22 protein-coding genes are annotated in these 24800 nt (G+C 64.6%); 12 read left to right on the top strand and 10 right to left on the bottom strand.

The features are described 5' to 3' along the window. Positions 1 to 91 precede the first annotated feature (91 nt). Both AXW67_RS29945 and hpaR read right to left on the bottom strand, forming a co-directional pair. Complete coding sequence (locus tag AXW67_RS29945; protein ID WP_063680786.1) at positions 92 to 868, bottom strand: HpcH/HpaI aldolase family protein; 777 nt, start codon at positions 866 to 868, stop codon at positions 92 to 94. A gap of 310 nt (positions 869 to 1178) precedes the next feature. Next, positions 1179 to 1697: a homoprotocatechuate degradation operon regulator HpaR gene (gene hpaR, locus AXW67_RS29950; protein WP_063680787.1), complete on the bottom strand. Its 519-nt coding sequence runs from the start codon at positions 1695 to 1697 to the stop codon at positions 1179 to 1181. A gap of 114 nt (positions 1698 to 1811) precedes the next feature. Between hpaR and hpaH the strand changes: the two genes are divergently transcribed. From hpaH to AXW67_RS29980, 6 genes are all read left to right on the top strand, one after another. Continuing rightward, on the top strand, positions 1812 to 2618 hold the full coding sequence (hpaH, locus tag AXW67_RS29955; RefSeq protein ID WP_063680788.1) for a 2-oxo-hept-4-ene-1,7-dioate hydratase: 807 nt from the start codon (positions 1812 to 1814) through the stop codon (positions 2616 to 2618). Positions 2619 to 2648: 30 nt separating this feature from the next. Then, on the top strand, positions 2649 to 3047 hold the full coding sequence (locus AXW67_RS29960) for a 5-carboxymethyl-2-hydroxymuconate Delta-isomerase (RefSeq protein WP_063680789.1): 399 nt from the start codon (positions 2649 to 2651) through the stop codon (positions 3045 to 3047). Continuing rightward, on the top strand, positions 3040 to 4578 hold the full coding sequence (hpaE, locus tag AXW67_RS29965) for a 5-carboxymethyl-2-hydroxymuconate semialdehyde dehydrogenase (RefSeq protein ID WP_063680790.1): 1539 nt from the start codon (positions 3040 to 3042) through the stop codon (positions 4576 to 4578). The genes AXW67_RS29960 and hpaE overlap by 8 nt, the downstream gene beginning before the upstream one ends. A 126-nt stretch (positions 4579 to 4704) precedes the next feature. Continuing rightward, a complete protein-coding gene (gene hpaD / locus AXW67_RS29970; RefSeq protein ID WP_027550375.1) occupies positions 4705 to 5688 on the top strand; it encodes a 3,4-dihydroxyphenylacetate 2,3-dioxygenase in 984 nt (327 codons plus the stop codon). Continuing rightward, positions 5688 to 6557 carry a fumarylacetoacetate hydrolase family protein gene (locus tag AXW67_RS29975; RefSeq protein WP_063680791.1) on the top strand — a complete coding sequence of 290 codons (870 nt, stop codon included), beginning with the start codon at positions 5688 to 5690 and terminating at the stop codon, positions 6555 to 6557. The genes hpaD and AXW67_RS29975 overlap by 1 nt, the downstream gene beginning before the upstream one ends. Before the next feature lie 25 nt (positions 6558 to 6582). Then, positions 6583 to 8208, top strand: coding sequence for a thiamine pyrophosphate-dependent enzyme (locus AXW67_RS29980; RefSeq protein ID WP_063680792.1), 1626 nt, complete (start codon positions 6583 to 6585; stop codon positions 8206 to 8208). Between the two features lie 142 nt (positions 8209 to 8350). On the opposite strand, the gene alkB is transcribed toward AXW67_RS29980, so the two are convergent. From alkB to AXW67_RS30000, 4 genes are all read right to left on the bottom strand, one after another. After that, entirely contained in the window at positions 8351 to 9004 is a 654-nt protein-coding gene (gene alkB / locus AXW67_RS29985; protein WP_063680793.1) for a DNA oxidative demethylase AlkB, read from the bottom strand. A gap of 35 nt (positions 9005 to 9039) precedes the next feature. Continuing rightward, entirely contained in the window at positions 9040 to 9789 is a 750-nt protein-coding gene (locus AXW67_RS29990; protein WP_063680794.1) for a 2OG-Fe(II) oxygenase, read from the bottom strand. Between the two features lie 178 nt (positions 9790 to 9967). Beyond that, entirely contained in the window at positions 9968 to 10654 is a 687-nt protein-coding gene (locus AXW67_RS29995; RefSeq protein ID WP_063680795.1) for a DUF2848 domain-containing protein, read from the bottom strand. Then, positions 10647 to 11996 (bottom strand): amidase, encoded by a 1350-nt coding sequence (locus tag AXW67_RS30000; RefSeq protein WP_063680796.1) that lies wholly within the window; start codon positions 11994 to 11996, stop codon positions 10647 to 10649. Before AXW67_RS30000 ends, AXW67_RS29995 begins: the two co-directional genes overlap by 8 nt. 178 nt (positions 11997 to 12174) lie before the next feature. Here AXW67_RS30000 and AXW67_RS30005 point away from each other — a divergent pair, with 178 nt between their 5' ends. The 4 genes from AXW67_RS30005 (at position 12175) to AXW67_RS30020 (ending at position 16102) form a co-directional block, all read left to right on the top strand. Continuing rightward, complete coding sequence (locus AXW67_RS30005) at positions 12175 to 12588, top strand: Zn-ribbon domain-containing OB-fold protein (protein ID WP_027550368.1); 414 nt, start codon at positions 12175 to 12177, stop codon at positions 12586 to 12588. A 3-nt stretch (positions 12589 to 12591) separates the two neighbouring features. Further along, entirely contained in the window at positions 12592 to 13731 is a 1140-nt protein-coding gene (locus AXW67_RS30010; RefSeq protein WP_063680797.1) for a thiolase C-terminal domain-containing protein, read from the top strand. A gap of 174 nt (positions 13732 to 13905) precedes the next feature. Further along, positions 13906 to 14820, top strand: coding sequence for an SDR family oxidoreductase (locus AXW67_RS30015; RefSeq protein ID WP_063680798.1), 915 nt, complete (start codon positions 13906 to 13908; stop codon positions 14818 to 14820). Positions 14821 to 14935: 115 nt separating this feature from the next. Further along, a complete protein-coding gene (locus AXW67_RS30020; protein ID WP_063680799.1) occupies positions 14936 to 16102 on the top strand; it encodes an SMP-30/gluconolactonase/LRE family protein in 1167 nt (388 codons plus the stop codon). Positions 16103 to 16216: 114 nt separating this feature from the next. On the opposite strand, the gene ppc is transcribed toward AXW67_RS30020, so the two are convergent. The 4 genes from ppc to AXW67_RS30040 form a co-directional block, all read right to left on the bottom strand. Next, positions 16217 to 19015 (bottom strand): phosphoenolpyruvate carboxylase, encoded by a 2799-nt coding sequence (gene ppc, locus AXW67_RS30025; protein ID WP_027550364.1) that lies wholly within the window; start codon positions 19013 to 19015, stop codon positions 16217 to 16219. 151 nt (positions 19016 to 19166) lie between these two features. Continuing rightward, positions 19167 to 19571, bottom strand: coding sequence for a YccF domain-containing protein (locus AXW67_RS30030; protein ID WP_027550363.1), 405 nt, complete (start codon positions 19569 to 19571; stop codon positions 19167 to 19169). Between the two features lie 81 nt (positions 19572 to 19652). Then, positions 19653 to 21197: an acyl-CoA synthetase gene (locus AXW67_RS30035; protein WP_063680800.1), complete on the bottom strand. Its 1545-nt coding sequence runs from the start codon at positions 21195 to 21197 to the stop codon at positions 19653 to 19655. Between the two features lie 128 nt (positions 21198 to 21325). Beyond that, the gene (locus tag AXW67_RS30040) at positions 21326 to 22135 is read right to left on the bottom strand and encodes a crotonase/enoyl-CoA hydratase family protein (protein WP_063680801.1); all 810 of its coding nucleotides are present in this window, start codon (positions 22133 to 22135) and stop codon (positions 21326 to 21328) included. Between the two features lie 105 nt (positions 22136 to 22240). Here AXW67_RS30040 and AXW67_RS30045 point away from each other — a divergent pair, with 105 nt between their 5' ends. Further along, positions 22241 to 23113, top strand: a complete 873-nt coding sequence (locus tag AXW67_RS30045; protein WP_063680802.1) for an SDR family oxidoreductase — start codon at positions 22241 to 22243, stop codon at positions 23111 to 23113. A gap of 141 nt (positions 23114 to 23254) precedes the next feature. After that, on the top strand, positions 23255 to 24800 hold a 1546-nt coding region (locus AXW67_RS30050), incomplete at its 3' end, for a fatty acid--CoA ligase (protein ID WP_063680970.1).

Raw genomic sequence — 24800 nt, forward strand, 5'->3', positions numbered from 1 at the left:
GCGCTCGATCGTTAGTTCAGTGCGTGTTGAGAGAGGCCCCTCACCCCAACCCTCTCCCCGCAAAAGCGGGGAGAGGGAGAGGAGAGAGTAATCAAGCCTTGCCGGCAGAATCCTTCCGGGTCTGGCTGACCTGCATCTTGGCGTAGGTCGTCATCAGGCCGACCTCGTTCGAGAGCGTCACCAGCTTGAAGCCCATGCTGATCGCGCGCGCCGCGCCTTCCGCGCCGCTGCAATGGATGCCCGGATTGAGGCCACGCTTGCCGCACTCCTTGATGATCTTCTCGTAGATCGCGAGGATCTCCGGCTCGGTACGGTCGAGCTTCGGCTCGAGCCCGTAGGAGAAGCCGAGGTCGGACGGGCCGATATAGACGCCATCGATGCCCTCGACGTCGAGGATCGCTTCCATGTTCTCGACCGCGGTCCTGGTCTCCATCATCGGCAGCAGCACGATCTCGTCGTTCGCGGTCTTCTGGTAGGAGCCCGCGGTGCCGTACATGCCGGCGCGGATCGGTCCATTGGAGCGCACGCCCTTCGGCGGATATTTGGCATAGGAGACGAGGTTCCGCGCTTCCTGCGGCGTGTTGACCATCGGGCAGATCACGCCATAGGCGCCGCCGTCGAGCACCTTGCCGATGATGCCGGGCTCGTTCCAGGGCACACGCACCATCGGGGTAATCGGGTGCTTGTCCATGGCCTGGAAGCACTGAACCATCGACAGATAGTCCTGCACGCCATGCTGCATGTCGACAGTGACGCTGTCGAAGCCGCACTGCGCGATCATCTCGGCCGAGAAGCCGGAGGGAATCGCGAGCCACGCGTTGACCACGGCCTTGCCCGACTTCCAGATTTCTTTGACTTTGTTCGCCACGTTGCCTTCCTTCCTTGTTGGCCAATGCCGCCGTCAGTTGCGAGCGGCGCGAAATAATCCGGAATCTCTCCGCTTGCGAGATTCTGGATTGCCCCGGAGCCGACGCTTTCGCAATGGCGAAATTGTCTCAGCTCATAGCCCTCTGATGCTTACCTCTATTTGCCTCAACCTTGTTCCCAGCGGAGGCCGCGCCTGATACGGCATGAGCCGTCCCGCCGCCGATTTTGCACGGATCGGCTTGGGCGGCACTTTGAGCGAAAAAGCGCGTGAATGTCCATGGCTGTCGCGCCGCGGGCGCGCATATCTGCTTTCACTCCTCGGCTATTGCCTCCTCGCTCGCACCAAGCCCTGCGAGACTCTGTTCGAGTTCGCCGAGCATCTCCTGCAATTCGGCAAGCTTGCGCACTCCGTAGCGCCGCGTGATCTCCGCGTAGATGGCTTCCGAACTCGGCGCGACCGAGGCCATCAGCTTCACCCCCTTCTCGGAGATCGAGACCATGCTGCGGCGCTGATCCGTCTTCGCCGTCCTGCGCTCGATCAATTGCCGCGCCTCGAGATCGCGCAGGATGCGCGACAGGCTGGGTCCCAAGAGAAACGCCGTGCGCGCCAGTTCCGTGACCTCGACGGTCTCGATGGCGGCGAGCGCCCGCAGGATGCGCCATTGCTGCTCGGTGAGACCGTGCTGGCGCAGCGAGGGGCGGAACTGCCGCATCACCGCCTCGCGGGCCCGGAGCAGCGACATCGGCAGCGAGCGCGAGAAGTCGCGCATCGGCACCTGCCGTGCGGCAGGCGCGCTTCCGTTCGCAGGTTCAGCAGATCTTCTCGCCATGACACCCCGCCTTCAAACCGCAAAATGTTTGCAGTGCAACAAAGCAGAATTCTGTTTGACGCATTCACTTAACATGTTAAGTATCTCCCGGCACCACGATTTGTAAGATCACAGATGGCGCTTTCCAACGACGATATCCAAGCTTGCGCGAACCGTCTGCATCAGGCGGAGAAGACCCGTACGCAGATTCGGCAGCTCTCGCAGGATTTCCCCGGTATCACCATCAGTGATGCTTACGCGATTCAGAAGACCTGGGTCGATCTCAAGCTCAAAGAGGGCCGCATCGTCAAAGGCCACAAGATCGGCCTGACCTCGAAGGCGATGCAGAGCGCGCTCAACATCGACGAGCCGGATTCCGGCGTGCTGCTCGACGACATGTTCTTTGCCGACGGCGGCCTCGTCCCGACCGAGCGCTTCATCGCCACGCGTGTGGAAGCCGAGCTCGCCTTCATCATGAGCAAACGCCTCTCGGGCCCCGACTGCACCATGTTCGATGTGCTCAATGCCACCGACTTCGTCGTACCTGCGCTGGAGATTTTGGACACGCGGATCGAGCGCGTCGATCCCCAGACCAAGGCGACGCGCAAGATTTTCGACACCATCGCCGACAATGCGGCGAATGCAGGCATCGTGCTCGGCGGGCGGCCGATCCGCCCCTTGGAGACCGACCTGCGCTGGATCGGCGCGCTCTGCTTCAAGAATGGCCAGCTGGAGGAAACCGGACTCGCCGCCGGCGTGCTCAATCATCCTGCAACTGCGGTCGCCTGGCTTGCCAACAAGATCGCGCCGCTGGGCCTTGCGCTGGAGCCCGGCCAGGTCGTGCTCGCCGGCTCCTTCATCCGCCCGATCGAGACCCGCAAGGGCGACACAATTCAGGCCGACTATGGCGCCTATGGCTCGGTGAGCTGCTACTTCGCCTGACGAACAAGGAAGACAGGGAGTGAAACCGCCATGCCGCATTTCACGATCGAATATTCGGCCAATCTCGACAGCCGTCTCGACATGAGCGCGGTGTGCGAGGTCGTGCGCAAGGCGGCGGTCGAGACCGGAATCTTCCCGCTCGGCGGCCTCCGCGTCCGCGCCATCAAATGCGAGCACTACGCGATCGCGGATGCCCGGCAGGATTACGGCTTTCTCGACATGGTTCTGCGCATCGGCGAGGGCCGCGATCTCGCCACCCGCAAGAGGGCCGGTGAGCACGTCTTCAACGCGCTCTCCAATCATCTCGATTCCGTTTTCACCGCCAGCAAATTCGCTCTGTCGTTCGACATGCAGATCAACGACAAGGAGACGAGCTGGAAGCGCAACAACATCCACGACGCCCTGAAAGTGGAGGCCGCCCATGGATAAGCCTACGCCGAAAGCCGATCTGTTCCAGGCCAACCGCGACCGCGTCGCGCCGCTACTGAAGAAGCTGCGCGGCGACGGCATCGGCCACATGATCGACGGCAAGACCGTCGCTTCGATCTCCGGCGAGACGTTTGAGACGAAATCGCCCGTCGACGGCACGACGCTCGCAAGCGTCGCCCGTGGCAATGCCGAAGACATCGATCGCGCGGCAACGGCTGCCGCGCTTGCCTTCAAGTCCTGGCGCGACATGGGACCTGCGATGCGGCGCAAGCTGCTGCACCGGGTTGCCGATGCGATCGAGGACAATGCCGACGATATCGCCGTGCTCGAATGCATCGACACCGGCCAGGCCTATCGCTTCATGGCCAAGGCCGCGGTCCGCGCTGCCGAAAACTTCCGCTTCTTCGCCGACAAATGCGCCGAGGCGCGCGACGGCCTCAACACGCCGAGCGATGAGCACTGGAACGTCTCCACCCGCGTGCCGATCGGCCCCGTCGGCGTGATCACGCCTTGGAACACGCCGTTCATGCTCTCGACCTGGAAGATCGCCCCTGCCCTCGCGGCCGGCTGCACCGTCGTGCACAAGCCGGCCGAATGGTCGCCGGTGACCGCGGATATCCTGTCGAAGCTTGTCAAGCAGGCCGGCGTTCCCGACGGCGTGCTCAACACCGTGCACGGCTTTGGCGAAGAGGCCGGCAAGGCGCTGACCGAACACCCCGCGATCAAGGCGATCGGCTTCGTCGGCGAGAGCGCGACGGGATCTGCGATCATGAAGCAGGGCGCGCCCACCTTGAAGCGCGTGCATTTCGAGCTCGGCGGCAAGAATCCGGTGATCGTGTTCGACGACGCCGACCTCGACCGTGCGCTCGATGCCGTCGTCTTCATGATCTACTCGCTCAACGGCGAGCGCTGCACATCCTCCAGCCGCCTGCTGATCCAGGCGAGCATCGCGGACAAGTTCATCGAGAAACTGGCGGCGCGCGTGAAGGCGCTGACGGTCGGCCATCCCCTCGATCCCGCAACCGAGATCGGACCGCTGATCCATGAGCGGCATCTGGCCAAGGTCTGCTCCTATTTCGACGTCGCGCGCCAGGATGGCGCGGTGATCGCTGCTGGCGGCAAGGCCTATGACGGTCCAGGCGGCGGCCACTACGTCGAGCCGACGCTGGTGACCGGCGCGCATGGCAAGATGCGCGTCGCGCAGGAGGAGGTGTTCGGCCCCTTCCTCACCGTGCTGCCGTTCCGCGACGAAGCGGACGCCGTCGAGATCGCCAACGACATCCGCTATGGCCTCACCGGCTATGTCTGGACCAACGACATGGGCCGCGCGCTGCGCGTTGCGGATGCACTCGAAGCCGGGATGATCTGGCTGAACTCGGAAAACGTCCGCCATCTGCCGACGCCGTTCGGCGGCATGAAGGCATCAGGCATCGGCCGCGACGGCGGCGACTATTCGTTCGACTTCTACATGGAAACCAAACACGTCTCGCTCGCGCGAGGCACGCACAAGATTCAGAAGCTGGGAATCTAGGGAAACTGTCATTCCGGAGCGCGACGAAGTCGCGAGTCCGGAATCCATAACCACCAGCCGGGGTTATGGATCCCGGGCCTGGCCCTTCGGGCCATCCCGGGATGACGAGCCGAGAGGGGAAACGCAATGCCCGTACCACAACACGTCTTCGAGCCGCCGTTCAACATCATCCGCTCGAGCCACGCCGTGCTCGACGTGACCGACCTGAAGCTCAGCCGCGAGTTCTACGAGACCACCGTCGGCCTGCATGTCGAGGATGCCGACGACAACGTCGTCTACCTGCGCGCCGCAGAGGAGCGTCAGCATCATTCGCTGGTGCTGCGGAAAGCAGCGGTGCCGGCCTGCAACCGGCTCGGCTTCAAGCTCGGCAATGACAAGGACCTCGACAAGGCGGCGGCGTTCCTCTCCGAGAACGGCCTCAGCTATGCCTTCGTCGACCAGCCGTTCCAGGGCCGCACGCTGCAATTCACCGATCCCTTCGGCTTCCAGATCGAGCTTTATGCCTCGATGGACCGGCGGCCGCATCTGCTCCGCCGCTACGACCTCTACAGGGGCTGCCACCCGCAGCGGCTCGACCATTTCAACGTCTTTGCCGCCGAAGTTCAGGACACCGTCGACTTCTACGCGCGGCTCGGCTTCCGTCTCACCGAATATGCCGAGGAGGACGGCCCGAATGGCCGCATCGCCGCCGCCTGGATGCATCGCAAGGGCAACGTTCACGACTTCGCCATCACCAACGGCAAGGGTCCGCGGCTGCATCACTTCGCCTATTGGACGCCGACGGCGATGAACATCATCCATCTCTGCGACGTCATGGCCTCTGCGGGCTACGTCAAGAACATCGAGCGCGGCCCCGGACGCCACGGCATCTCGAACGCGTTCTTCCTGTATGTCCGCGATCCCGACGGCCATCGGCTGGAGCTCTATACCAGCGACTATTTCACCGGCGATCATGACCACGAGCCGCTGCGCTGGTCGCTGCGCGATCCGCGCCGCCAGACGCTGTGGGGCGCACCCGCCCCGCGCTCCTGGTTCGAGCAGGGCTCGCCCTTCACGGGCCAGACCGTGCGCGAGCCGAAATTCGTGGCCGACGTGCTGGTGGCAGACTAATGACGCTGCCTCGCCTCGCCACCTATTCCCTCAAGGGCACGACCCGATATGGCGCCGTCATCGACGGCGGCATCGTCGATCTCTCGGCGCGCCACGCAAAGGATTATCCGACGCTGCGCGATGTGATCGCGGCGGGAAAGCTCGCGAGCCTCGCAGAGGAAGCCGCCAGCCGCACGCCGGACCACGCAATCGGCGACATCGCCTGGCTTCCGCCGGTGCCCGCGCCGGAAAAAATCATCTGCATCGGCGTCAACTATCCCGACCGCAATGCCGAATACAAGGACGGGCAGGACGCGCCGAAATATCCGAGCATGTTCATGCGGTCGCCGCGCTCCTTCGTCGGCCACGACACGCCGCTGGTGCGCCCGCGCGCCTCGGCGCAGCTCGACTACGAGGGCGAGATCGTGCTGGTGATCGGCAAGGCCGGACGGCACATCCCGGAAAGCACAGCGCTCGACCACATCGCGGCGTTGACCCTGTGCAATGAAGGCTCCGTGCGCGACTGGCTGCGCCACGCCAAGTTCAACGTCACGCAGGGCAAGAACTTCGACTCCAGCGGCAGCCTCGGCCCGTGGCTCGTGCCCTACACGCAGGAATCGCAGATTGCCGACATTCGCCTGACCACGCACGTCAACGGCGAGCTGCGGCAGGACGACCGCACCAGCCGGCTGATGTTTCCATTCCGCTATCTCATCAACTATATCTCGACCTTCGCGACCCTCGTTCCCGGCGACATCATCGTCACGGGCACGCCGACCGGCGCCGGCGCGCGGTTCGATCCGCCGCGCTACCTGAAGCCGGGCGACATCATCGAGATCGAGGCGGAAGGCATCGGGTGCTTGCGCAACGGCGTCGTCGACGAGGCCTGATCAACAATCGAAGTGGAATAGTGCAATGACCACTCTCAGCGGCGGCGAAGCAATCGTAAGCGGCCTTGTCGCCCATGGCGTCGACACCGTGTTCGGCCTGCCCGGCGCGCAGGTCTATGGCCTGTTCGACGCCTTCCACCAGGCTCAGCTCAAGGTGATCGGCGCGCGGCACGAGCAGGCCTGCGGCTACATGGCGTTCGGCTATGCGCGCTCCAGCGGCAGGCCGGGCGTGTTCAGCGTGGTGCCCGGTCCCGGCGTGCTCAACGCCAGCGCGGCGCTGCTCACCGCGTTCGGCTGCAACGAGCCGGTGCTGTGCGTCACCGGCCAGGTGCCGACGCAATTTCTGGGCAAGGGCCGCGGTCATCTGCACGAGATGCCGGACCAGCTTGCGACCTTGCGCACCTATGTGAAATGGGCGGAGCGGATCGAATATCCCGGCAATGCGCCGACGGTCGTGGCGCGCGCCTTCCAGGAGATGATGTCCGGACGGCGCGGCCCTGTTTCGGTTGAAATGCCCTGGGACGTCTTCACGCAGCGCGCGGACACCGCCGCCGCAAAGGTGCTGGAACCCCTGCCCGCACCGCAGCCCGATCCTGATCTCGTGAAGCAGGCCGCAGCGCTGATCAAGGCGAGCAAGGCGCCGATGATCTTCGTCGGCAGCGGCGCGATCGACGCGCGCGAAGAAATCCTCGAGCTCGCCGAGATGATCGATGCGCCTGTCGTCGCGTTCCGCAGCGGGCGCGGCATCGTCTCCAACGCGCACGAGCTCGGCCTGACCATGGCCGCCGCCTACAAGCTGTGGCCGAACACCGACCTCATGATCGGCATCGGCTCGCGGCTGGAGCTGCCGACGATGTCGCGCTGGCCCTATCGCCCCGACGGGTTGAAGGGCATCCGCATCGACATCGATCCGGTCGAGATGCGGCGCTTCGCCTCGGATGCGGCCATCATCGCCGATGCCAAGGCCGCAACGGCCGATCTCGCCGCCGCCGTGCGCAAGGCCGGCTACAGCAAGACCGCTGGCCGTCGTACCGCGATCCGCGAGGCCACCGCGTCGGCGCAAGACGAGATCCAGCGCATCCAGCCGCAGATGGCGTATCTCAACATCCTGCGCGAGGTGCTGCCGGCAAACGCGATCGTGACCGATGAGTTGTCGCAGGTCGGCTTCGCCTCCTGGTACGGCTTTCCGATCTACGAGCCGCGCACCTTCATCACCTCGGGCTATCAGGGCACGCTCGGCTCGGGCTTTCCGACTGCGCTCGGGGCCAAGGTCGCCAACCCCGACAAGCCGGTGGTGGCGATCACCGGCGACGGCGGCTTCATGTTCGGCGTGCAGGAGCTTTCCACCGCCGTGCAGTTCAACATCGGCGTGGTGACGCTGGTGTTCAACAACAACGCCTATGGCAATGTCCGCCGCGACCAGCGCGAGCGTTTTGACGGCCGCGTGGTGGCATCGGATCTGGTCAATCCGGATTTCGTTAAGCTCGCGGAGTCCTTCGGCATGGCTGCTGCGCGTGTGACCTCGCCTGATCATTTCAAGGCGGCGCTGGAGAAGGCGCTGGCCCATGGCGGACCGTATCTGATCTCGGTCGAGGTGCCGCGGGACTCCGAAGTCAGCCCCTGGGCGTTCATTCACCCGCCGAAGCCGTAGCTCCTCATGGTGAGGAGGCGCGTAGCGCCGTCTCCGGACGATGCTGCGCATCGCCGGGAGAACCATGAAGGCCAAGTCTAGCATCTCGGCCTTCTCATCCTTCGAGACGCGCGCGAGCGCGCTCCTCAGAATGAGGGACAGATCACCGCGTCCTGCGGAACGTCAGATTGATGCGTTGCCGGCCGAGCAGCGTGTGCTCGCCGTCGGCGAGCGGCGCGACGCCGTGATAGGCGAGCCGGGACGGTCCGCCCCAGACCACGACATCGCCGTGCACGAGCCGGAAGCGGCGCGTCTTGTCGCTGCGGGCCATGCCGCCAAACAGGAAGATCGCCGGCAGCCCGAGCGAGACCGAGACGATCGGCGCGGAGTAGTCCAGCTCGTCCTTGTCCTGATGCAGCGACAGCCGCGTGCCGGGCTCGTAGCGATTGACGAGGCACGCATCGGGCGCAAAGCCGGCGAAACCGCCCTGCTCCGCCGCGCGGCGGGCCAGATCGCGGAACTGGGGCGGCATCGCGGGCCATGGCACGTCGGATCGCGGATCGATCGGATCGTAGCGGTAGCCGGTGTGATCGGTGATCCAGCCGCACTCGCCGCAATTCGTCATTGCCACGGACATCTGATAGCCACCCGGCGTGGTCATCCGGCGGAACGGCGCCTGCACCACGATCGCGCGCACCGCCGCAATCAGCTCGCTCTCGATCGGCTTGGCGAAGCCGCGCAGCAGCACCGCCCCTTCCGCGATCTCCTCGCGCGGCGGCTGCGCTTCGGCAACGTTGTCGAACAGGTCCCCCGTCAATAGCTGCGCTCGCTCGGCATGTTTACCTGGCATGCTTACTTGGCATCATGAAAGATCACACCCAGCGTGTGGCGTTGTCCCGAGCGAATCCGGCTGACGCCATGGCGCAGATTAACGCGATAGGTGCCGCGTGTCCCCTGCACCGGACGATGATGCACGGCGAAGGCGACCGCGTCGCCTTGCGACACCGGCACCACCTCTGCCCGGGATTGCATGCGCGGGCGCTGCTCGGTCAGCACGAACTCACCGCCGGTGAAATCGCGGCCCGGCTCGGAGAGCAGGAACGCGACCTGGATCGGGAACACATGCTCGCCATAGAGATCCTGATGCAGGCAGTTGTAATCGCCGGCCTCGTATTGCAGCAGCAGCGGCGTCGGCCGGCTCTGGCCCGCCTCATGACATCGCTTGAGGAACACCGAATGCGCCGCGGGATAGCGGATGTCGATCCCCATCGCCTCGTTCCAGCGATTGGCGACGCCCTGCAGATGCGCATACAGGGCGGGCCGCAATTGCGCGATCAAGTCCGGCAGCGGATAGGCGAAATATTTGTACTCGCCGCGGCCAAAACCGTGGCTTCCCATGACGATGCGGCTGCGGAAGTGTGCATCGTCCGGATAGAGCGCGGCAATGGTGCGGCATTCGTCCGGCGTGAGCAGGTCCTTCAGGACGGCGCAGCCCTGGGCGTCGAGTTCGTCGGTGATTTGGACCCAGTCGAGGGCGTCGACGCGGGCGGCGAGGTCGGTCGCCTCATGGTCGGTAGCGGCAGCGCGTCTTGCGATTGCCATAGCGATTGTCCTCTCAACTTCCGTCATTCCGGGGCGCGCCCACTTGGGCGCGAGCCCGGAGTCCATACTCCCGATCGTGGTTATGGATTCCGGGCTCGCGACTTCGTCGCGCCCCGGAATGACGGAACTTGGTGTCGCAAATCCGCGCTGGACCGGCCACCCGATTTCCGGACGGAACCTAGCCCAGCACCGGCAGCGTGATCACGTCATACCCATGCTTGATCGTCCGCTTCAGCACGGGATCCTCCAGCTCGAACTCGAACCGGTCGGCGGGGCGGATGCCGCCCTTGGCCGCAAACGTGCCGCCGAACATGGCGCAGCCGTCGGGCAGCGTCTTGCCCTCGAAGCCACGCGCGATCAGGTCATCGACCGGCAGCATCGCCTCCAGCGTGCCCTCCTGGTAGAGCACGCGCTCGCCGTTGATCCAGGCGTAGGAGCGCAGGATCATCTTGTCCCAGTGATCGACGACCTCCTCAAGCTCCCACAACACCGGCGCGACCACCTTGTCGCACATCTGCTTCGAGACCGTGACGTTATAGGCCTCGACCTTGCGGTCGGTGTGGTCGGAACCGCAACCGACGAAGATGCGGCCCTGCCAGCCGATCAGCACGAACTCGACCTCGCCGCTGGAATCGTCGCCGCAGCATTCGATGCTGTCTTCCATTGTCAGCCTGCGCGCCGAGACACGGTAGTAGATCGGCGTCGAGGCCGGCCGTGCGATGCCGACCGCCTCGAGCTCGGCGATATGCTTGTCGCGGGCGACGGGATCGCGGCCGGTCCAGCCGGCGATGACGGCCTGGTCGATCGCAAGCGTCAGAGGGGTTGTCGCGTCCTGGGCATCTACGGTGAAAGTCAAATCAAACACGGATCACGGCCTCCATGCCAGCAGCAAGTTCGAAAATGCGGCGATCCGATCCGCCCCAGCCCGCCAGCATCAGCCCGACCGGCACGTCACCCTCGCGGTGCGCCGGCAGGGAGATGGCGCAGCCGTCGATCATGTTGATCAGGGTGCAATTGCGCAAGGCGCGCAGGTTCGCGGTGGTGAACGCCTTGTCCTCAGTGAGATCGGCGATCTTCGGCGGCGTGTTGGCGGTGGTCGGCAGCACCAGCGCGTCATAGGGCGCAATGCGCGCATTGACGCGCGCGATCAGCGAGCGGCGCTCGTTGAGGAGATCGATATAGTCGGCCGCGCTCTGCGCCTCGCCGCGCATGATGCGCATGAAGACGCGGGGATCGTAGACGTCGCCCTTGGCCGTGATGAGATAGCGGTGCCAGGCGAAACTTTCGGCCGCGGCAAAGCCGCCCTTGGCGTTCATGGGGCCGATGTCGTGGAACTCAGCCATCTCGATCCGCTCGATGATGGCGCCATGATCGGCGAGTGTCTTCAACGCGCGCTCGAACGTCGCGGCCACGGGGCCGTCGAGATCGTCAAGTGCGATCGTGGTCGGCACCGCCAGCCGCATGCCCTTCACGGAACGCGGCTTCAACGCAACGACGGGCTCGTTCGCTAGCACCGCATCGAGTATGGCACAGCAACTGACCGATCGCGCCAGTGGCCCGATGCTGTCGAGCGAGAACGATAGCGGCACCGCGCCGTCGAGCGGAACGCGACGCTGCGTCGGCTTGTAGCCGACAATGCCGTTGTACGCGGCGGGAATCCTGCAGGAGCCACCGGTGTCGGTGCCGAGCGCGCCATGCGCCATGCCGTCCAGCACGGACACCGCCGCGCCGGAGGATGAGCCGCCCGGCACGTGGCCCGCGGCCCGATTCCAGGCGCCCTTCGGCGTGCCATAGTGCGGATTGATGCCAATGCCGGAGTAGGCGAACTCGGTCATGTTGGTTCGTCCGATCAGCACGAAGCCGGCGCTGCGCAGCCGCCCGACCGCCGCCGCGTCGTGCTCCGCCGGATCGGAATCGTCGAGCGCGCGGGAGCCGGCGCGCGTCGTTTGGCCCTTGATGTCGAAGAGATCCTTGATCGAGATCGGGATACCGGCATAACGCGACGGCGCAGCCTTGGCCTTGCGCAAGGCATCCATCGCGTCGGCGGTCGCGAGCGCCGCGTCCTTGTCGACATGGATGAAGGCGCGCGGACCCTCGCCGGCCGGATCGGCAATCCTGGCGATACAGTCCTCGACCAGCTTGCGGGAGGTCGTGCGGCCGCTTTCGAGGTCGTCGGCTAGCTTTGCCACTGTCGGGAAATTGGGCATGTCTGTCTCACGGAATATTGGTGTGCGCAATCTATCGCGCTGGCTCAGTTCGACACAAGCACTGTGCGCATGATGGCATGCGCGCGCGTTGCTGGACCGTTGACGCGCCATAGTCAATTGTCGCATCAAGATCGAAACGGGCAAGGTTGAAGCCTGTACCTCGGGAGGACCTGCCGACATGGCCGAACCGCAGCGCGCGCGACCGAAACCGACGCCGGAGACCCAACATTTCTGGGACGGCACGAAGGCGGGCGAACTGCGCCTGCAGCGCTGCGACGCCTGCGCACACGTCTACTTCCCGCCGCGCCCGTTCTGCCCGTCCTGCGCCTCGCGCAAGGTCTCGGTCTTCAAGGCGAGCGGCAAGGGCTTTCTCTACAGCTACGTGATCAACCACCGCCCGGCCGCGCCCGGTTTCACGCCGCCTTACGCGATCGCGGTGGTCGAGCTTGCCGAGGGGCCGCGGATGATGAGCAACATCATCGACTGTCCGCAGACGCCGGAGGCGCTCGAACTCGACATGAAGCTCGAGGTCGCCTTCGAGAAGCTCGACGACAAGATCACCCTCCCCGTGTTCCGTCCGGCGAAGGGATAGGCCATGCGCAGGAACCAGGTTGCCGTCGTCGGCGCGGCCGAGAGTACCGAACTCGGCGTCATCCCCAACATGTCGCAGCTCCAGCTTCACGCGGATGCTGCGCTCAATGCCATTGCCGATGCCGGGCTGAAACTGTCCGACATCGACGGCTTCGCCACCGCGGTCGAAACACCGCAGCAGGTCTGCCATTATCTCGGCATCAAGCCGACCTGGGTCGATGGCACCTCGGTCGGCGGCTGCTCGTTCATGCTGCACGTCCGCCATGCCGCCGCGGCGATCGAGGCCGGTCTGTGCAAGACCGTACTGATCACCCATGCCGAGAGCGGCAAGTCGATGATCGGCAAGGCGCCCCGCTCGATCCCTGCCGACAGCCTGCAGGGCCAGTTCGAGGCGCCGTTCGGCGTCTACGGCCCGCCCAGCATGTTTCCGATCCCCGTGCTGCGCTTCATGAAGACCTACGGCGTCACCCATGAGCAGCTTGCGTCGGTCGCCGTGGTGCAGCGGGAATGGGCGGCGAAGAATCCGCGGGCGATGATGAAGGACCCGATCACGGTCGCCGACGTCCTCAACTCGCGCATGATCGCCTATCCGTTCCGGCTGCTGCAGTGCTGCCTCGTCACCGACGGCGGCGGCGCGCTGATCCTGACCTCGGCTGACCGCGCCAAGGACTTTCCGCGGAAGCCCGTCTACATCAAGGGCACCGGCGAGAGCGTCGAGACGCCGATGGTCAGCCAGATGGAGACGTTCAACTCCTCGCGCGCCTTCAAGGTCGCAGGCCCCCTCGCCTTCAAGGAGGCCGGCATTGCGCACAGGGATGTCGACCATCTCATGATCTATGATGCGTTCGCGCATCTGCCGCTGTTCGGCCTCGGCGACCTCGGCTTCATGCCGTACGAGGAGACCGGAAAATTCATCGCCGACGGCAACACGCGGCCCGGCGGCAAGCTGCCGCTCAACACCAATGGCGGCGGCCTCTCCTACATGCATTCGGGCATGTATGGCATGTACGCCCTTCAGGAGAGCGTGCGCCAGATGCGCGGCATTGCGCCGGCGCAGGTGCAGAACGCGAAGATTTCGGTGTGCCACGGCGTCGGCGGCATGTTCGCCGCGAGTGGCACGATCGTGTTTACGAACGAGAGGTGATGCGAGCTGCCGCCTCTCCCTCTCCCCGTTCTTACGGGGAGAGGGTTGGGGGGCCGCTTCCACACACTCGGACTCGCGGAGAGTCCCCCTCACCCGAATTCGAGCTTTGCTCGAATTCGACCTCTCCCCGCAAGGGGGCGAGGTAAGAAGCACCGGATCGATCGGAGAACTCACATGACAAAATCACTGCAAGACAAGGTCATCATCGTCACCGGCGCAGGCCGCGGCATCGGCCGCGAGATCGCGCTGCTCTGCGCCGCGGAAGGCGCCAAGGTCGTCGTCAACGATCCCGGTGGTGCCGCCGACGGCGCCGGTTCGAACGCTGCGCCCGCCGAGGAAGTGGTCGAGGAGATCAAGAAGCGCGGCGGCACTGCGGTCGCCAACTTCGAGTCGGTGGCGGAAGCGATCCCCGCGAGCAAGATCGTCAAGTCCGCGACCGATCATTTCGGCCGGCTCGACGGCGTCGTCAACAATGCCGGCATCCTGCGCGACATGATCTTCCACAAGATGAGCGTGGAAGCGTTCGAGGCCGTCATCAAGGTGCATCTGATGGGCTCGTTCTACGTCTCTCACGCCGCGGCGCGCATTTTCCGCGAGCAGGAGAGCGGCTCCTTCGTGCACTTCACCTCGACCTCGGGCCTGATCGGCAATTTCGGCCAGGCCAACTACGCGGCCGCCAAGCTCGGCATCGTCGGCCTGTCGAAGTCGATTGCACTCGACATGGGACGCTTCAACGTCCGTTCCAATTGCGTCTCGCCCTTCGCCTGGACCCGCATGATCGGCACCATTCCGACCGAGACCGACGCCGAGAAGGCGCGCGTCGAGAAGATCAAGCAGATGGGACCAGAGAAGATCGCGCCGGTCTGCGCCTATCTGCTCTCCGATGCCGCCAAGGACGTCACCGGGCAGATCTTCGGCGTGCGCATGAACGAGATCTTCCTGTTCAGCCAGAACCGTCCGCTGCGCTCGGTGCAGAGCAGCGACGGCTGGACGCCGCAGTCGATCGCGGAACATGCGATGCCGGCATTGAAGGGCTCGTTCTACAAGCTCGACCGCTCGGCCGATATCTTCACCTGGGATCCCGTCTAGAGGGATCCCAGCCATTGCTGCGCTGCGATCTCCGGTTGTCCGGCCGGAGATCGCCCGCATTACGCCCGAATGCGGGCGGATTGTTTTCCTTCCAACAAGAAATTGGGAGGAGACTATGACAAAACCACTGACCATCTCCGCCGACACCAGTGAGCCCTCTCTCGCGCGCCGCACCCTGTTGAAGGGTGCGGCGGCTGCGGTAGCTGCGACGGGCGTCACCATGAACGCAGCCCTGGCAGCCACCGTCGCGCCATTGGGCCAGACGGGCACTCCGACGCGATCGACGGCGCCATTGCCCCTGGGACCCCTGCCCGGCAGCCGCTACCCGGACTCTCATCTGGAATCCGCCAAGAAGGGGCCGCCAACATTCGGGCCCTCCGGTTTTCCGGCCTTCGCCGGCACGATGGCCGTTGAGCGCGTCGCAACCGGCTTCCGCTGGGCCGAGGGACCGGTGTATTTCGCGGCCGGGCGATACATGTTGTTCAGCGACATTCCGAACAACCGCATCATGCGTTTCTCGGAGGATGACGGTCACCTCAGCGTCTACCGTCAGCCCTCGATGAACTCGAACGGCAACACCATCGATCGCGAAGGACGCCTGATCACTTGCGAGCACAGCGGCCGGCGCGTGACGCGGACTGAACTCGACGGCTCGGTGACAATTATTGCCGACAAATTCAATGGCAAGCGGCTGAACTCGCCGAACGATGCGGTCGTCACTGCCGATGGCGCGATCTGGTTCACCGACCCCGCCTACGGCATCGGCGGCTTCTATGAAGGGATCAAGGCCGAGCCCGAGCAGGAGAAGAAGAACGTCTACCGGGTCGACCCGAAATCGGGGGACGTCAAGGTTGTTATCGATGACTTCGTTGAACCCAACGGCATCGCCCTGTCGCCTGACGAGAAGAAGCTTTATGTCATCGACACCGGCTTCACGGATGGGCCGGACAATCCATCTCACATCCGCGTGTTCGACCTCGACGTGGCGGCGGGGAAGGTGTCGAACAGCAAGGTCTTTGCAGAGATGCCAAAGCCGAGCATCACCGACGGCGTCCGCTGTGACACCGAAGGACGGGTCTGGTGTTCGGTGGGCTGGGGCGATCCGAACGAGGACGGCGTGCGCTGTTATACGCCATCGGGCGAGTTGCTGGGCAAGATTCATATTCCAGAAACAGTTGCGAATCTGTGCTTCGGCGGTCAGCAGCGAAACAGGCTTTACATCTGCGGCTCGACATCGCTCTATGCCGTCTACACGAGTGTGCAAGGCGCAATGAAGCCGTGAGGCGCAGAGACGATCGTCATGCCCGGGCTTGACCCGGGCATCCACGCCCGTTCGCGATTGCGGCGGCACGCGGATGGCCGGGTCAAGCCCGGCCATGACGAGCCAGCGTGCTGCCTACCCCGTATTCCTCAGCCCCGCCGAGATGCCGTTGATCGTGAGCTGAATGCCGCGCAGCACCTGCTCGTCGGGGGTCTTCGCGCGGTGCTCCTTCAGGAGCTCCACCTGCACGTGGTTGAGCGGATCGAGATAGGGGAAGCGGTGGCGCACCGAGCGCTCCAGCAGCGGGTTGCCCTGGAGCAGCCGGTCCTGACCCATGATATCAAGCAGCGTCTCGATGCAGGAATGCCACTCCCGGCGGATGCGGCCGAAGATCTTTTCGCGCAACGCTTCGTCCGGCACGAGTTCGGCATAGCGCGAGGCGATCGCGATCGAGCTCTTGGCGAGCACCATGTCCATGTTCGACAGCAGCATGCGGAAGAACGGCCAGTCGCGGTAAAGCTCTTTCAGGAACGGCATGCCCTTGTCGGGATGCTCGGCGATCCAGGTCTCGACCGCGCTGCCAAAACCGTACCAGCCCGGCAGCATCAGGCGGCACTGCGCCCAGGAGAACACCCAGGGGATGGCGCGCAGGTCTTCGATGGCGCGGGTCTTCTTGCGCGAGGCCGGGCGGCTGCCGATGTTCAGGGTCGCGATCTCGTTGATCACGGTCGAGGCCCAGAAATAATCGACGAAGCCCTCGGTCTCGTAGACGAGACCGCGATAGGCCTTGAAAGCGAGGTTCGATAGCTCATCCATCGCGGTCAGATATTCGCGCCGCGGCGCGCTCTGGCGCGGATGCAGCAGGCTCGCCTCCAGCGTTGCGGCCGCGAGGATCTCCAGATTGTTGCGGCCGACTTCGGCGTTGGAATATTTCGACGAGATGATCTCGCCCTGCTCAGTGATGCGGATCTGGCCGTTCACCGCCCCGCCGGGCTGCGCGACGATCGCGTCATAGCTCGGGCCGCCGCCGCGGCCGACCGAGCCGCCGCGGCCATGGAACAGGCGCAGACGCACACCATGGCGCTCGAACACTTCGACGAGGCCGATCTCGGCCTTGTAGAGCTCCCAGCCCGAGGTGACGAAGCCGCCATCCTTGTTGCTGTCGGAATAGCCGAGCATGACCTCCTGCACGCCGCCGCGGCTGTCGACGAGACGGCGGTAATCGTGCAGCGCCAGCATGCGATCCATGATGCCGCCGGACGCCTGCAAGTCCTCGATGGTCTCGAACAGCGGCACGATATTGATGGCGCTGCGCCCCGACGGATTGACGAGGCCAACCTCCTTGAGCAGCACCGCGACCTCGAGCATGTCGGACATGCCCTTGCACATCGAGATGATGCACTGGGGAATGGCGTCCGAGCCGAACGCCGCATGCGCCTCCGCGGCCGCGTGGAAGACGTTGAGCTCACCCATCGTCTCGTCACTGTATTTGACGAATTGCGAGACCAGCGAGCGGGTGCTGCGCAATTCGTTGGTGAGCAGTGAAATGCGCGCCTCCTCGCCGAGGGCGAGATAGGACATGCCGGGGTTCGCGGCATCCATCAACTCGGCGATGGTGCGCTCGTGCACAGCGGAGTTCTGGCGGATGTCGAGCCGCGCCAGGTGGAAGCCGAAGCAATCCACGGCGCGCCGAAGCAGCCGCAGCCGGCCACGCGCGATGACGCGAGCGTTGTTCGCGATCAGCGAGCGATGCAGCACGTCGAGATCGGCTTGCAGCTCCTTCACGCTCTGGTAAGGAGCACCTTTGCCGACCGGACGGCGCGTGATCTCGACCTCCAGTTTTTCGGCGGTCGCGGTGAGACGGGCATAGATGCCGGAGACGGCAAGGCGGTAGGGCTCGCCGCTTCGGTGCGGCGAGGTATCCGGCGAGCGTTCCGCGAGCGCGCGCAGCTCCTCGGAGACGTCGGCGAGATGCGCCGCGATCGACAGCTCGGAGCCGAGCACGTGCAGCTCGTTCAGATAGAACTGCATGACCCGGCTCGACTGCAGCCGCAGCGTGCCGCGCATCACGTCGGCGGTGACGAAGGGATTGCCGTCGCGGTCGCCGCCGATCCAGCTTCCCATGCGCAGGAACGAGGCGAGCTCGCTTGCCGCCTGCTCGCCGCCTTCCTCCAGCCGGTCCTCCAGCACGTTGACGAGCCGCGGCACCTCGCGGAGGAAGGTGTAGTCGTAGAACGACAGGCCGTTGCCGACCTCGTCGAGCACGGTGAGCTTGGTCCGGCGCAAGAGGTTGGTCTGCCACAGCGTCAGCACCTCGCGGCGGAGCTGCTCATCACTCGCCGCGGCCTCCTCCGCCGTCATGGCGAGGCGCTCGCGGCGATCGAGCAACGCTGCAATCTCCATCTCGCGGTCCATGGTGCTCTTGCGACGGACCTCGGTCGGGTGAGCGGTCAGGACCGGGCTGACGAGGGCGCCCTTGAAGAAGCTGCGGAGCTCCTCGGCGCTGATACCGGCGTCCTTCGCATGTGCCAGCGTTTCTGCCAGCACGCCCGATCCAGACTCCTTGGCCGCCGCGCGGGCGCGCATCTGGCGGATGTTGTTCTGGTCCTCGGCGATGTTGGCGAGGTGGGAGAAATAGCTGAAGGCGCGGACGATCCGCACCGTCTCGGTCGTCGCCATGCTGTCGAGGATCTGTTCGAGCTCGCGGCGGGCAACCCGGTCCTCGTCGCGGTGGAACCGGATCGAGGTCTGCCGGATGCGCTCGACCAGGTCGAACATGTCGGCGCCCTCCTGGTCGCGCACGGTATCGCCGAGGATGCGCCCGAGCAGGCGGATGTCATCCCGCAGCCGCGCATCCGCCTCCATCGCCTGGGCGTCCTCAGGACGGTTGGGGCGCTGGTCGGCGGCATCGGATGGTACGGTCTGGAGGGACATTGCTCGCTCCCAAAGCTGCCCGGGGGAGCCGAGTGTGCAAGTTTTTTACCGCAGCGCAAGATGAAGTTGGGGGCGGTGCACACCGAGGGTCGGGCTGGGCCAATTCCTCCACCGTCGTCCCAGCGAACGCCAGGATCCAGTGCCTTCGACGCTAAGCTGGCACGATCACCTTTCCGATCGGCCAAAGCGCGATGCCCGCGAGCTTCAGGTGGGCCCATGCGAAGGGGATGCCGATGATGGTGATCGCGAGGATCACGGCAGTAATGACGTGGCCGAGCGCCAGCCACCAACCAGCGAGCAGGAACCAGATGATATTGCCGAGCACTCCGAGCGGGCCGGTGCCGATATCGCTCTCGCCGGTGACCTCGTCGCGCCGCACCGCTTTCGAGCCGAACGGCAGGAGCGTGTAGACCGCGATGTTGAACGCCGCCCGCGCCCAGGGCAGCCCGACAATGGTGATGGCCATGATGACGGAAGCTGCCAGCCAGCCAAACGCCATCCAGGCACCGCCGACGAGAATCCAGAGCACGTTAAGCAGGAGGGAAACCGGAGCCATGGGATCATCCGCGGTCAATGACCCCATTTGTATAAGCTCGAATTCTGTCTCTGCGAAGACAGCTCCGGTAGGCGCGCAATGTCAGATATTCCGTCCCGCCTGCTCCCAATAGGGATCGCGCAGGCGGCGCTTGAAGATTTTGCCCGAGTCTTCACGCGGCAGCTCGGTGCGGATTTCGATGTGCTTGGGCACCTTGTAGTCGGCGAGCGAGGCCTTGAGGCGCGCGCGGATGTCGGCGGCATCGAGCGTGATGCCGGGTTGCGGCTCGACCACGGCCATGAGCGCCTCGCCGAACTCGGCGTCGGGGATACCGAACACCGCGCAATCATGCACGCCCGGCACGGCGTGCAGCACTGATTCAATCTCGGCCGGATAGATGTTGACGCCGCCCGAGATCACCATGTCGCGCTTGCGGTCGCAGATGAAGACGTAACCGTCCTCGTCGATGTAGCCGACGTCACCGGAGGTGATGAAACCGTCGCGGTCGATCTCGGCGCGCTTCTCCGGCTTGTTATGATAGGTGAAGTCGGTGTTCTCAGCCATGCGCGAATAGATCTCGCCGATCTCACCAGCAGGCAGGACGCGACCGTCCTCACCGATGAAGCGGAGCTCCGCGCCGGGCGAGATCTTGCCGACGGTGCCGGGCTTCTTCAGCGCATCTTCGGAGGTCGCGAACGTGACGGCACCGGACTCGGTCGAGCCGTAGAATTCGTAGATCACCGGCCCCCACCAGTCGATCATGGCGCGCTTGACGTCCGCCGGGCACGGCGCGGCGGCGTGGATGACGTGGCGCAGCGAGGAGACGTCGTATTTCCTGCGAACGTCCTCCGGCAGCTTCATCAGGCGGATGAACATGGTCGGCACCATGAAGATGGTGTCGATCCCAAAGCGCTCGATGAGCTGCAGAAATTCCTCTGCCTCAAAGCGCGGCATCAGCACCAGCGCGCCGCCGAGGCGGCCGGCGCGAATGCCGAACGAGTTTGGCGCGGAATGATAGAGCGGACCGGGCAGCAAAGCACGAGCACCAGGCTTCAGCCCATAGATCAGCGCGCGCATGCGCTCGCCGGCGGCGGCCTGCTCGGGCGTCGGCGCATGACGCCGCACGCCCTTGGGGTGGCCGGTCGTGCCCGAGGTGTAGATCATGTTCATGGGCTGCGGCACGACCGGACCGTCATAGGGCTGGAATTGCGCGAGCCACGACCCGAGATCGATCGCGAAATCCGGTGTCGCCAAATGAGCGGGATCGATCTTGTAGGTGATGAGGATCTCCGGCGGTGTCGGCACGCTGAGCACGGTGACACCCTTCGGAATCACATCGCGCAAGCCGTGCAGCATGTCGGCATGGGCGATCAGCACGGAGGTGCCGGAGTCCTTGAGGATGTAGTTGATCTCCTCCGGCTTGAAGTGCCAGTTGATCGGGACGCCATAGGCGCCCAGCCGCATCGCTGCGTAGGCGGCCTCCAGGAACGCGATGTCGTTGCGCATCAGCATGCAGACGCAATCGCCTTGCCTGACGCCGATCTTGGCAAGGCCGGAGGCGATGCGGTCGGCGCGGCTTGCGACCTCGGCATGGGCGCGGCGGCGATCGCCGGAGACGAGGCCGAGAAATTTGGACGTTTCGCTCATTTTGTTTTTCTTTGTTGTTTGGAGTTGCCCCTCATGGTGAGGAGGCGCGAAACGCCGTCTCGAACCATGAGAGCCCGTGGCCCATCCCCCGAGACGCCGTTTCGCGGCTCCTCGGGATGAGGTCCGCGCTAATCCGCAAACCGCGGCGCGCGCTTCTCGAGATTGGCACGCACCGCTTCGGTCTGGTTCGCACTGCCGATCAGCTTCTGCTGCTCGACGGATTCTGCGAGCAGCGCCGGGCCCGGATCGATCGAGAGATTGTTCAGCAGCCGCTTCGCGGCGCGGATCGCGTCGGGGCTTTTCCCCGCGATCTCGCGCGCGACTTCAAGGGCGCTAGCGCGCGGATCATCGCAGATGCGTGTGGCGAGGCCGTAAGTCATCGCCTCCTGCGCGGAGAAGATGCGCCCGGTGTAGGTGAGATCGCGCAGGATGTCGTCACGCACGAGCGAGGCCAGGATCGGCGTGCCCGCCATGTCGGGCACGAGACCCCATTTGATTTCCATCACCGACATTCGCGCATCGGCTGCGACGAAGCGCATGTCCGCGCCGAGCGCGAGTTGGAAACCGCCTCCGAAGGCAACGCCGTGCACGGCCGCGATCACCGGAACCGGAAGCTGGCGCCAGCCCCACACCGCCTGTTGCGGAAAATTCGCCTCGCCATGGGTGCGCACGGTAAGGTCGCGATTTTCGCCACCCGGAATTCCGTTGCCGCCCTTCTCCTTCATGGCGGCAAAACGCCCCATGTCGAGACCGGCGCAGAAGGCGCGGCCTTCGCCGGAGAGCACCACTACGCGCACACCTTTTTCCTTGGAAAGACGCTCGGTTGCGGCGACCAGCGCCTCGAACATCGCCTGATCCAGCGCGTTCATCTTGTCCGCGCGCACCAGGCGGACATCGGCAACGCCTTCCGAGATCGAAATCGAGACGCGCTCTTCCATGGATCAATTCTCCCCTGTTCTTGTTCGGTGCCGCTTTACAGGAAGCTGACGGCCGGATTTAGTCAATCGACCAATTAACTGACAATCCCTACGGGGGAAACAGCCATGTTCAAGGAAAATCTTCTGGCCGGCCGGCGCATCCTCGTGACCGGCGGCGGCACGGGTCTCGGCAAGTCGATGGCGGCGCGCTTCCTCCAGCTCGGCGCCGAAGTGCACATCTGCGGCCGGCGCAAGATCGTCTGCGACGAGACTGCGACCGAATTGATGGATCAGTACGGCGGTCGCGTCACCAGCCACGGCGTCGACATCCGCAACGCGCTCGCAGTCGAGGAGATGGTCGAGAACATCTTTCGCGAGGCACCGCTCACCGATCTCATCAACAACGCCGCCGGCAATTTCATCTCGCGCACCGAAGAGCTCTCGCCGCGCGGCTTCGATGCGGTCGCCAACATCGTCATGCACGGCACGTTCTACGTAACGCACGCTGTCGGCAAGCGCTGGATCGCCGCGCGCCAGCCCGGCAACGTCGTCTCGATCACCGTGACGTGGGTGCGCAACGGCTCGCCTTACGTGGTGCCGTCGGCCATGAGCAAGTCTGCGATCCACGCCATGACGATGTCGCTTGCGACCGAATGGGGCAAATACGGCATCCGCCTCAACACGATCGCACCGGGCGAGATCCCGACCGAGGGCATGAGCAAGCGCATCAAGCCCGGCGACGAGGCCGGCGCGCGCACCAAGGCGATGAACCCGATGGGCCGCGTCGGCACCATGGAGGAGCTGCAGAACCTCGCAGTGTTCCTGATCTCCGGCGGCTGCGACTGGATCAACGGCGAGACCATCGCAATGGACGGCGCGCAGGCGCTCGCGATGGGCGGCAACTTCTACCAGCTTCGAGAGTGGAACGACGACGACTGGAAACAGGCGCGTGAGAGCATCATGGCGCAGAACGAGAAGGATCGGGCTGCGCGGGGGTGACATGTTCTCCGAAGCTTTCAACCGTCGTCCCGGCGAAGGCCGGAACAACGTGTTGAAACTGCAGCGCTCCCCTCCGTATTGTCTTTGCACGCGGATGACGCCACACTCCGCGGCATAAAAACAAAACGCCACGGGAGAGACATGTCTACCTCACAGCCATTGGCGAATCTCGCCGATATGGTGCGCGAGCGCGCCGGGAGCCGCGGCAACGCCACGGCCTATGAATTCGAGGGCCGCGTCACCAGCTTCGCCGAGTTCGACACTAGGACCAGCAAGGTCGCGAATGCGCTCATCGCGATGGGCGTCAAGAAAGGCGAACGCATCGCCTATCTTGGCAAGAACAGCGACATCTATTTCGAGCTCCTGATGGGTGCGATGAAGGCCGGCGTGGTGATGACACCGGTGAACTGGCGGCTCGCGGGGCCCGAGGTCGCCTTCATCGTCGCCGATTGCAAGGCGCCGGTGCTGTTCGTGGGACCCGAGTTCATCGCACAAGTCCGCCAGATCAAGGACAAGCTTGCGGACGTGCGCACCGTGATCTCCACCGAAGGCGGCGCGCCGGAATGGCAGGATTTCACCGCCTGGCGCGATGCGCAGAGCGGCGACGACCCCAGGGTGCCGATCAGTACGAAGGACGTCGCGATCCAGCTCTACACATCCGGCACGACCGGCAAGCCGAAGGGCGCGATGCTGTCGCATGCGAACTTCCTCAATCTGGTGCAGACCGGCAATGCCGAGGACAAGCCGGAGTGGAACCGCTGGTCGACCGACGACGTCTCGCTGGTCGCCATGCCGATCTTCCACATCGGCGGCTCGGGCTGGGGCGTGATGGGTCTCTATCACGGTGTACGCGGCGTGATCGCGCGCGAGTTCGATCCGACCAAGGTGCTCGACTTCTTCGAGCAATCAGGCATCACGAAATTGTTCATGGTGCCGGCGGCGATGCAGTTCGTGGTGCGCCAACCGCGTGCGAAGACGGTCGACTTCTCGCGGCTGAAATACATGCTCTATGGCGCCTCGCCGATTCCGGCGGCGCTGCTCAAGGAGTGCATCGAGGTCTTCAAATGCGGCTTCGTGCAGATGTATGGCATGACCGAGACCACCGGCACCATCGTCGCGCTGCCGCCGGAAGATCACATCGAAGGGCTGGAGCGGATGCGCTCGGCGGGCAAGGCGCTGCCGGGTGTCGAGATCGCGATCCTCGACGCGGACGGCACGCCGCTGCCCCCGCGCCAAGTCGGCGAGATTGCGACACGCTCCGGCTCGAACATGGCGGGCTACTGGAACCTGCCCGAGGCGACCGCTGCGACGCTCCGTTCCGACGGCTGGCTACGCACCGGCGATGCCGGCTACATGGACGAGGACGGCTATCTCTACATCCACGACCGCATCAAGGACATGATCATCTCCGGCGGTGAGAACATCTATCCGGCCGAGGTCGAGAGCGCGTTGTGCGATCACCCTGACGTCGCCGAAGCCGCCGTGATCGGCGTGCCCGACGACAAATGGGGCGAGGCCGTGAAGGCGATCGTCGTGATGAAACCGGGCAAGCAGGCGACCTCAACCGACATCATCAACTTCACCCGCGAACGCATCGCCGGCTACAAGACACCGAAGACCGTCGAGTTTCTGCCCGCGCTGCCGCGCAATCCGTCAGGCAAGATCTTGCGGCGGCAGTTGCGCGAGC

The organism is Bradyrhizobium neotropicale, assembly GCF_001641695.1.
GTDB lineage: Bacteria > Pseudomonadota > Alphaproteobacteria > Rhizobiales > Xanthobacteraceae > Bradyrhizobium > Bradyrhizobium neotropicale.

Bases quoted from the DNA above. Each gene is read 5' to 3' on its own strand.
- hpaR (WP_063680787.1), bottom strand. From the start codon at position 1,697: ATGGCGAGAAGATCTGCTGAACCTGCGAACGGAAGCGCGCCTGCCGCA.
- AXW67_RS30005 (WP_027550368.1), top strand. From the start codon at position 12,175: ATGGCCGAACCGCAGCGCGCGCGACCGAAACCGACGCCGGAGACCCAA.
- AXW67_RS30035 (WP_063680800.1), bottom strand. From the start codon at position 21,197: ATGAGCGAAACGTCCAAATTTCTCGGCCTCGTCTCCGGCGATCGCCGC.
- hpaE (WP_063680790.1), top strand. From the start codon at position 3,040: ATGGATAAGCCTACGCCGAAAGCCGATCTGTTCCAGGCCAACCGCGAC.
- AXW67_RS29980 (WP_063680792.1), top strand. From the start codon at position 6,583: ATGACCACTCTCAGCGGCGGCGAAGCAATCGTAAGCGGCCTTGTCGCC.
- AXW67_RS30045 (WP_063680802.1), top strand. From the start codon at position 22,241: ATGTTCAAGGAAAATCTTCTGGCCGGCCGGCGCATCCTCGTGACCGGC.
- hpaH (WP_063680788.1), top strand. From the start codon at position 1,812: ATGGCGCTTTCCAACGACGATATCCAAGCTTGCGCGAACCGTCTGCAT.
- AXW67_RS30015 (WP_063680798.1), top strand. From the start codon at position 13,906: ATGACAAAATCACTGCAAGACAAGGTCATCATCGTCACCGGCGCAGGC.
- hpaD (WP_027550375.1), top strand. From the start codon at position 4,705: ATGCCCGTACCACAACACGTCTTCGAGCCGCCGTTCAACATCATCCGC.
- AXW67_RS30000 (WP_063680796.1), bottom strand. From the start codon at position 11,996: ATGCCCAATTTCCCGACAGTGGCAAAGCTAGCCGACGACCTCGAAAGC.
- AXW67_RS30030 (WP_027550363.1), bottom strand. From the start codon at position 19,571: ATGGCTCCGGTTTCCCTCCTGCTTAACGTGCTCTGGATTCTCGTCGGC.
- AXW67_RS30020 (WP_063680799.1), top strand. From the start codon at position 14,936: ATGACAAAACCACTGACCATCTCCGCCGACACCAGTGAGCCCTCTCTC.
- ppc (WP_027550364.1), bottom strand. From the start codon at position 19,015: ATGTCCCTCCAGACCGTACCATCCGATGCCGCCGACCAGCGCCCCAAC.
- AXW67_RS30010 (WP_063680797.1), top strand. From the start codon at position 12,592: ATGCGCAGGAACCAGGTTGCCGTCGTCGGCGCGGCCGAGAGTACCGAA.
- AXW67_RS29960 (WP_063680789.1), top strand. From the start codon at position 2,649: ATGCCGCATTTCACGATCGAATATTCGGCCAATCTCGACAGCCGTCTC.
- AXW67_RS29975 (WP_063680791.1), top strand. From the start codon at position 5,688: ATGACGCTGCCTCGCCTCGCCACCTATTCCCTCAAGGGCACGACCCGA.
- AXW67_RS30040 (WP_063680801.1), bottom strand. From the start codon at position 22,135: ATGGAAGAGCGCGTCTCGATTTCGATCTCGGAAGGCGTTGCCGATGTC.
- AXW67_RS29990 (WP_063680794.1), bottom strand. From the start codon at position 9,789: ATGGCAATCGCAAGACGCGCTGCCGCTACCGACCATGAGGCGACCGAC.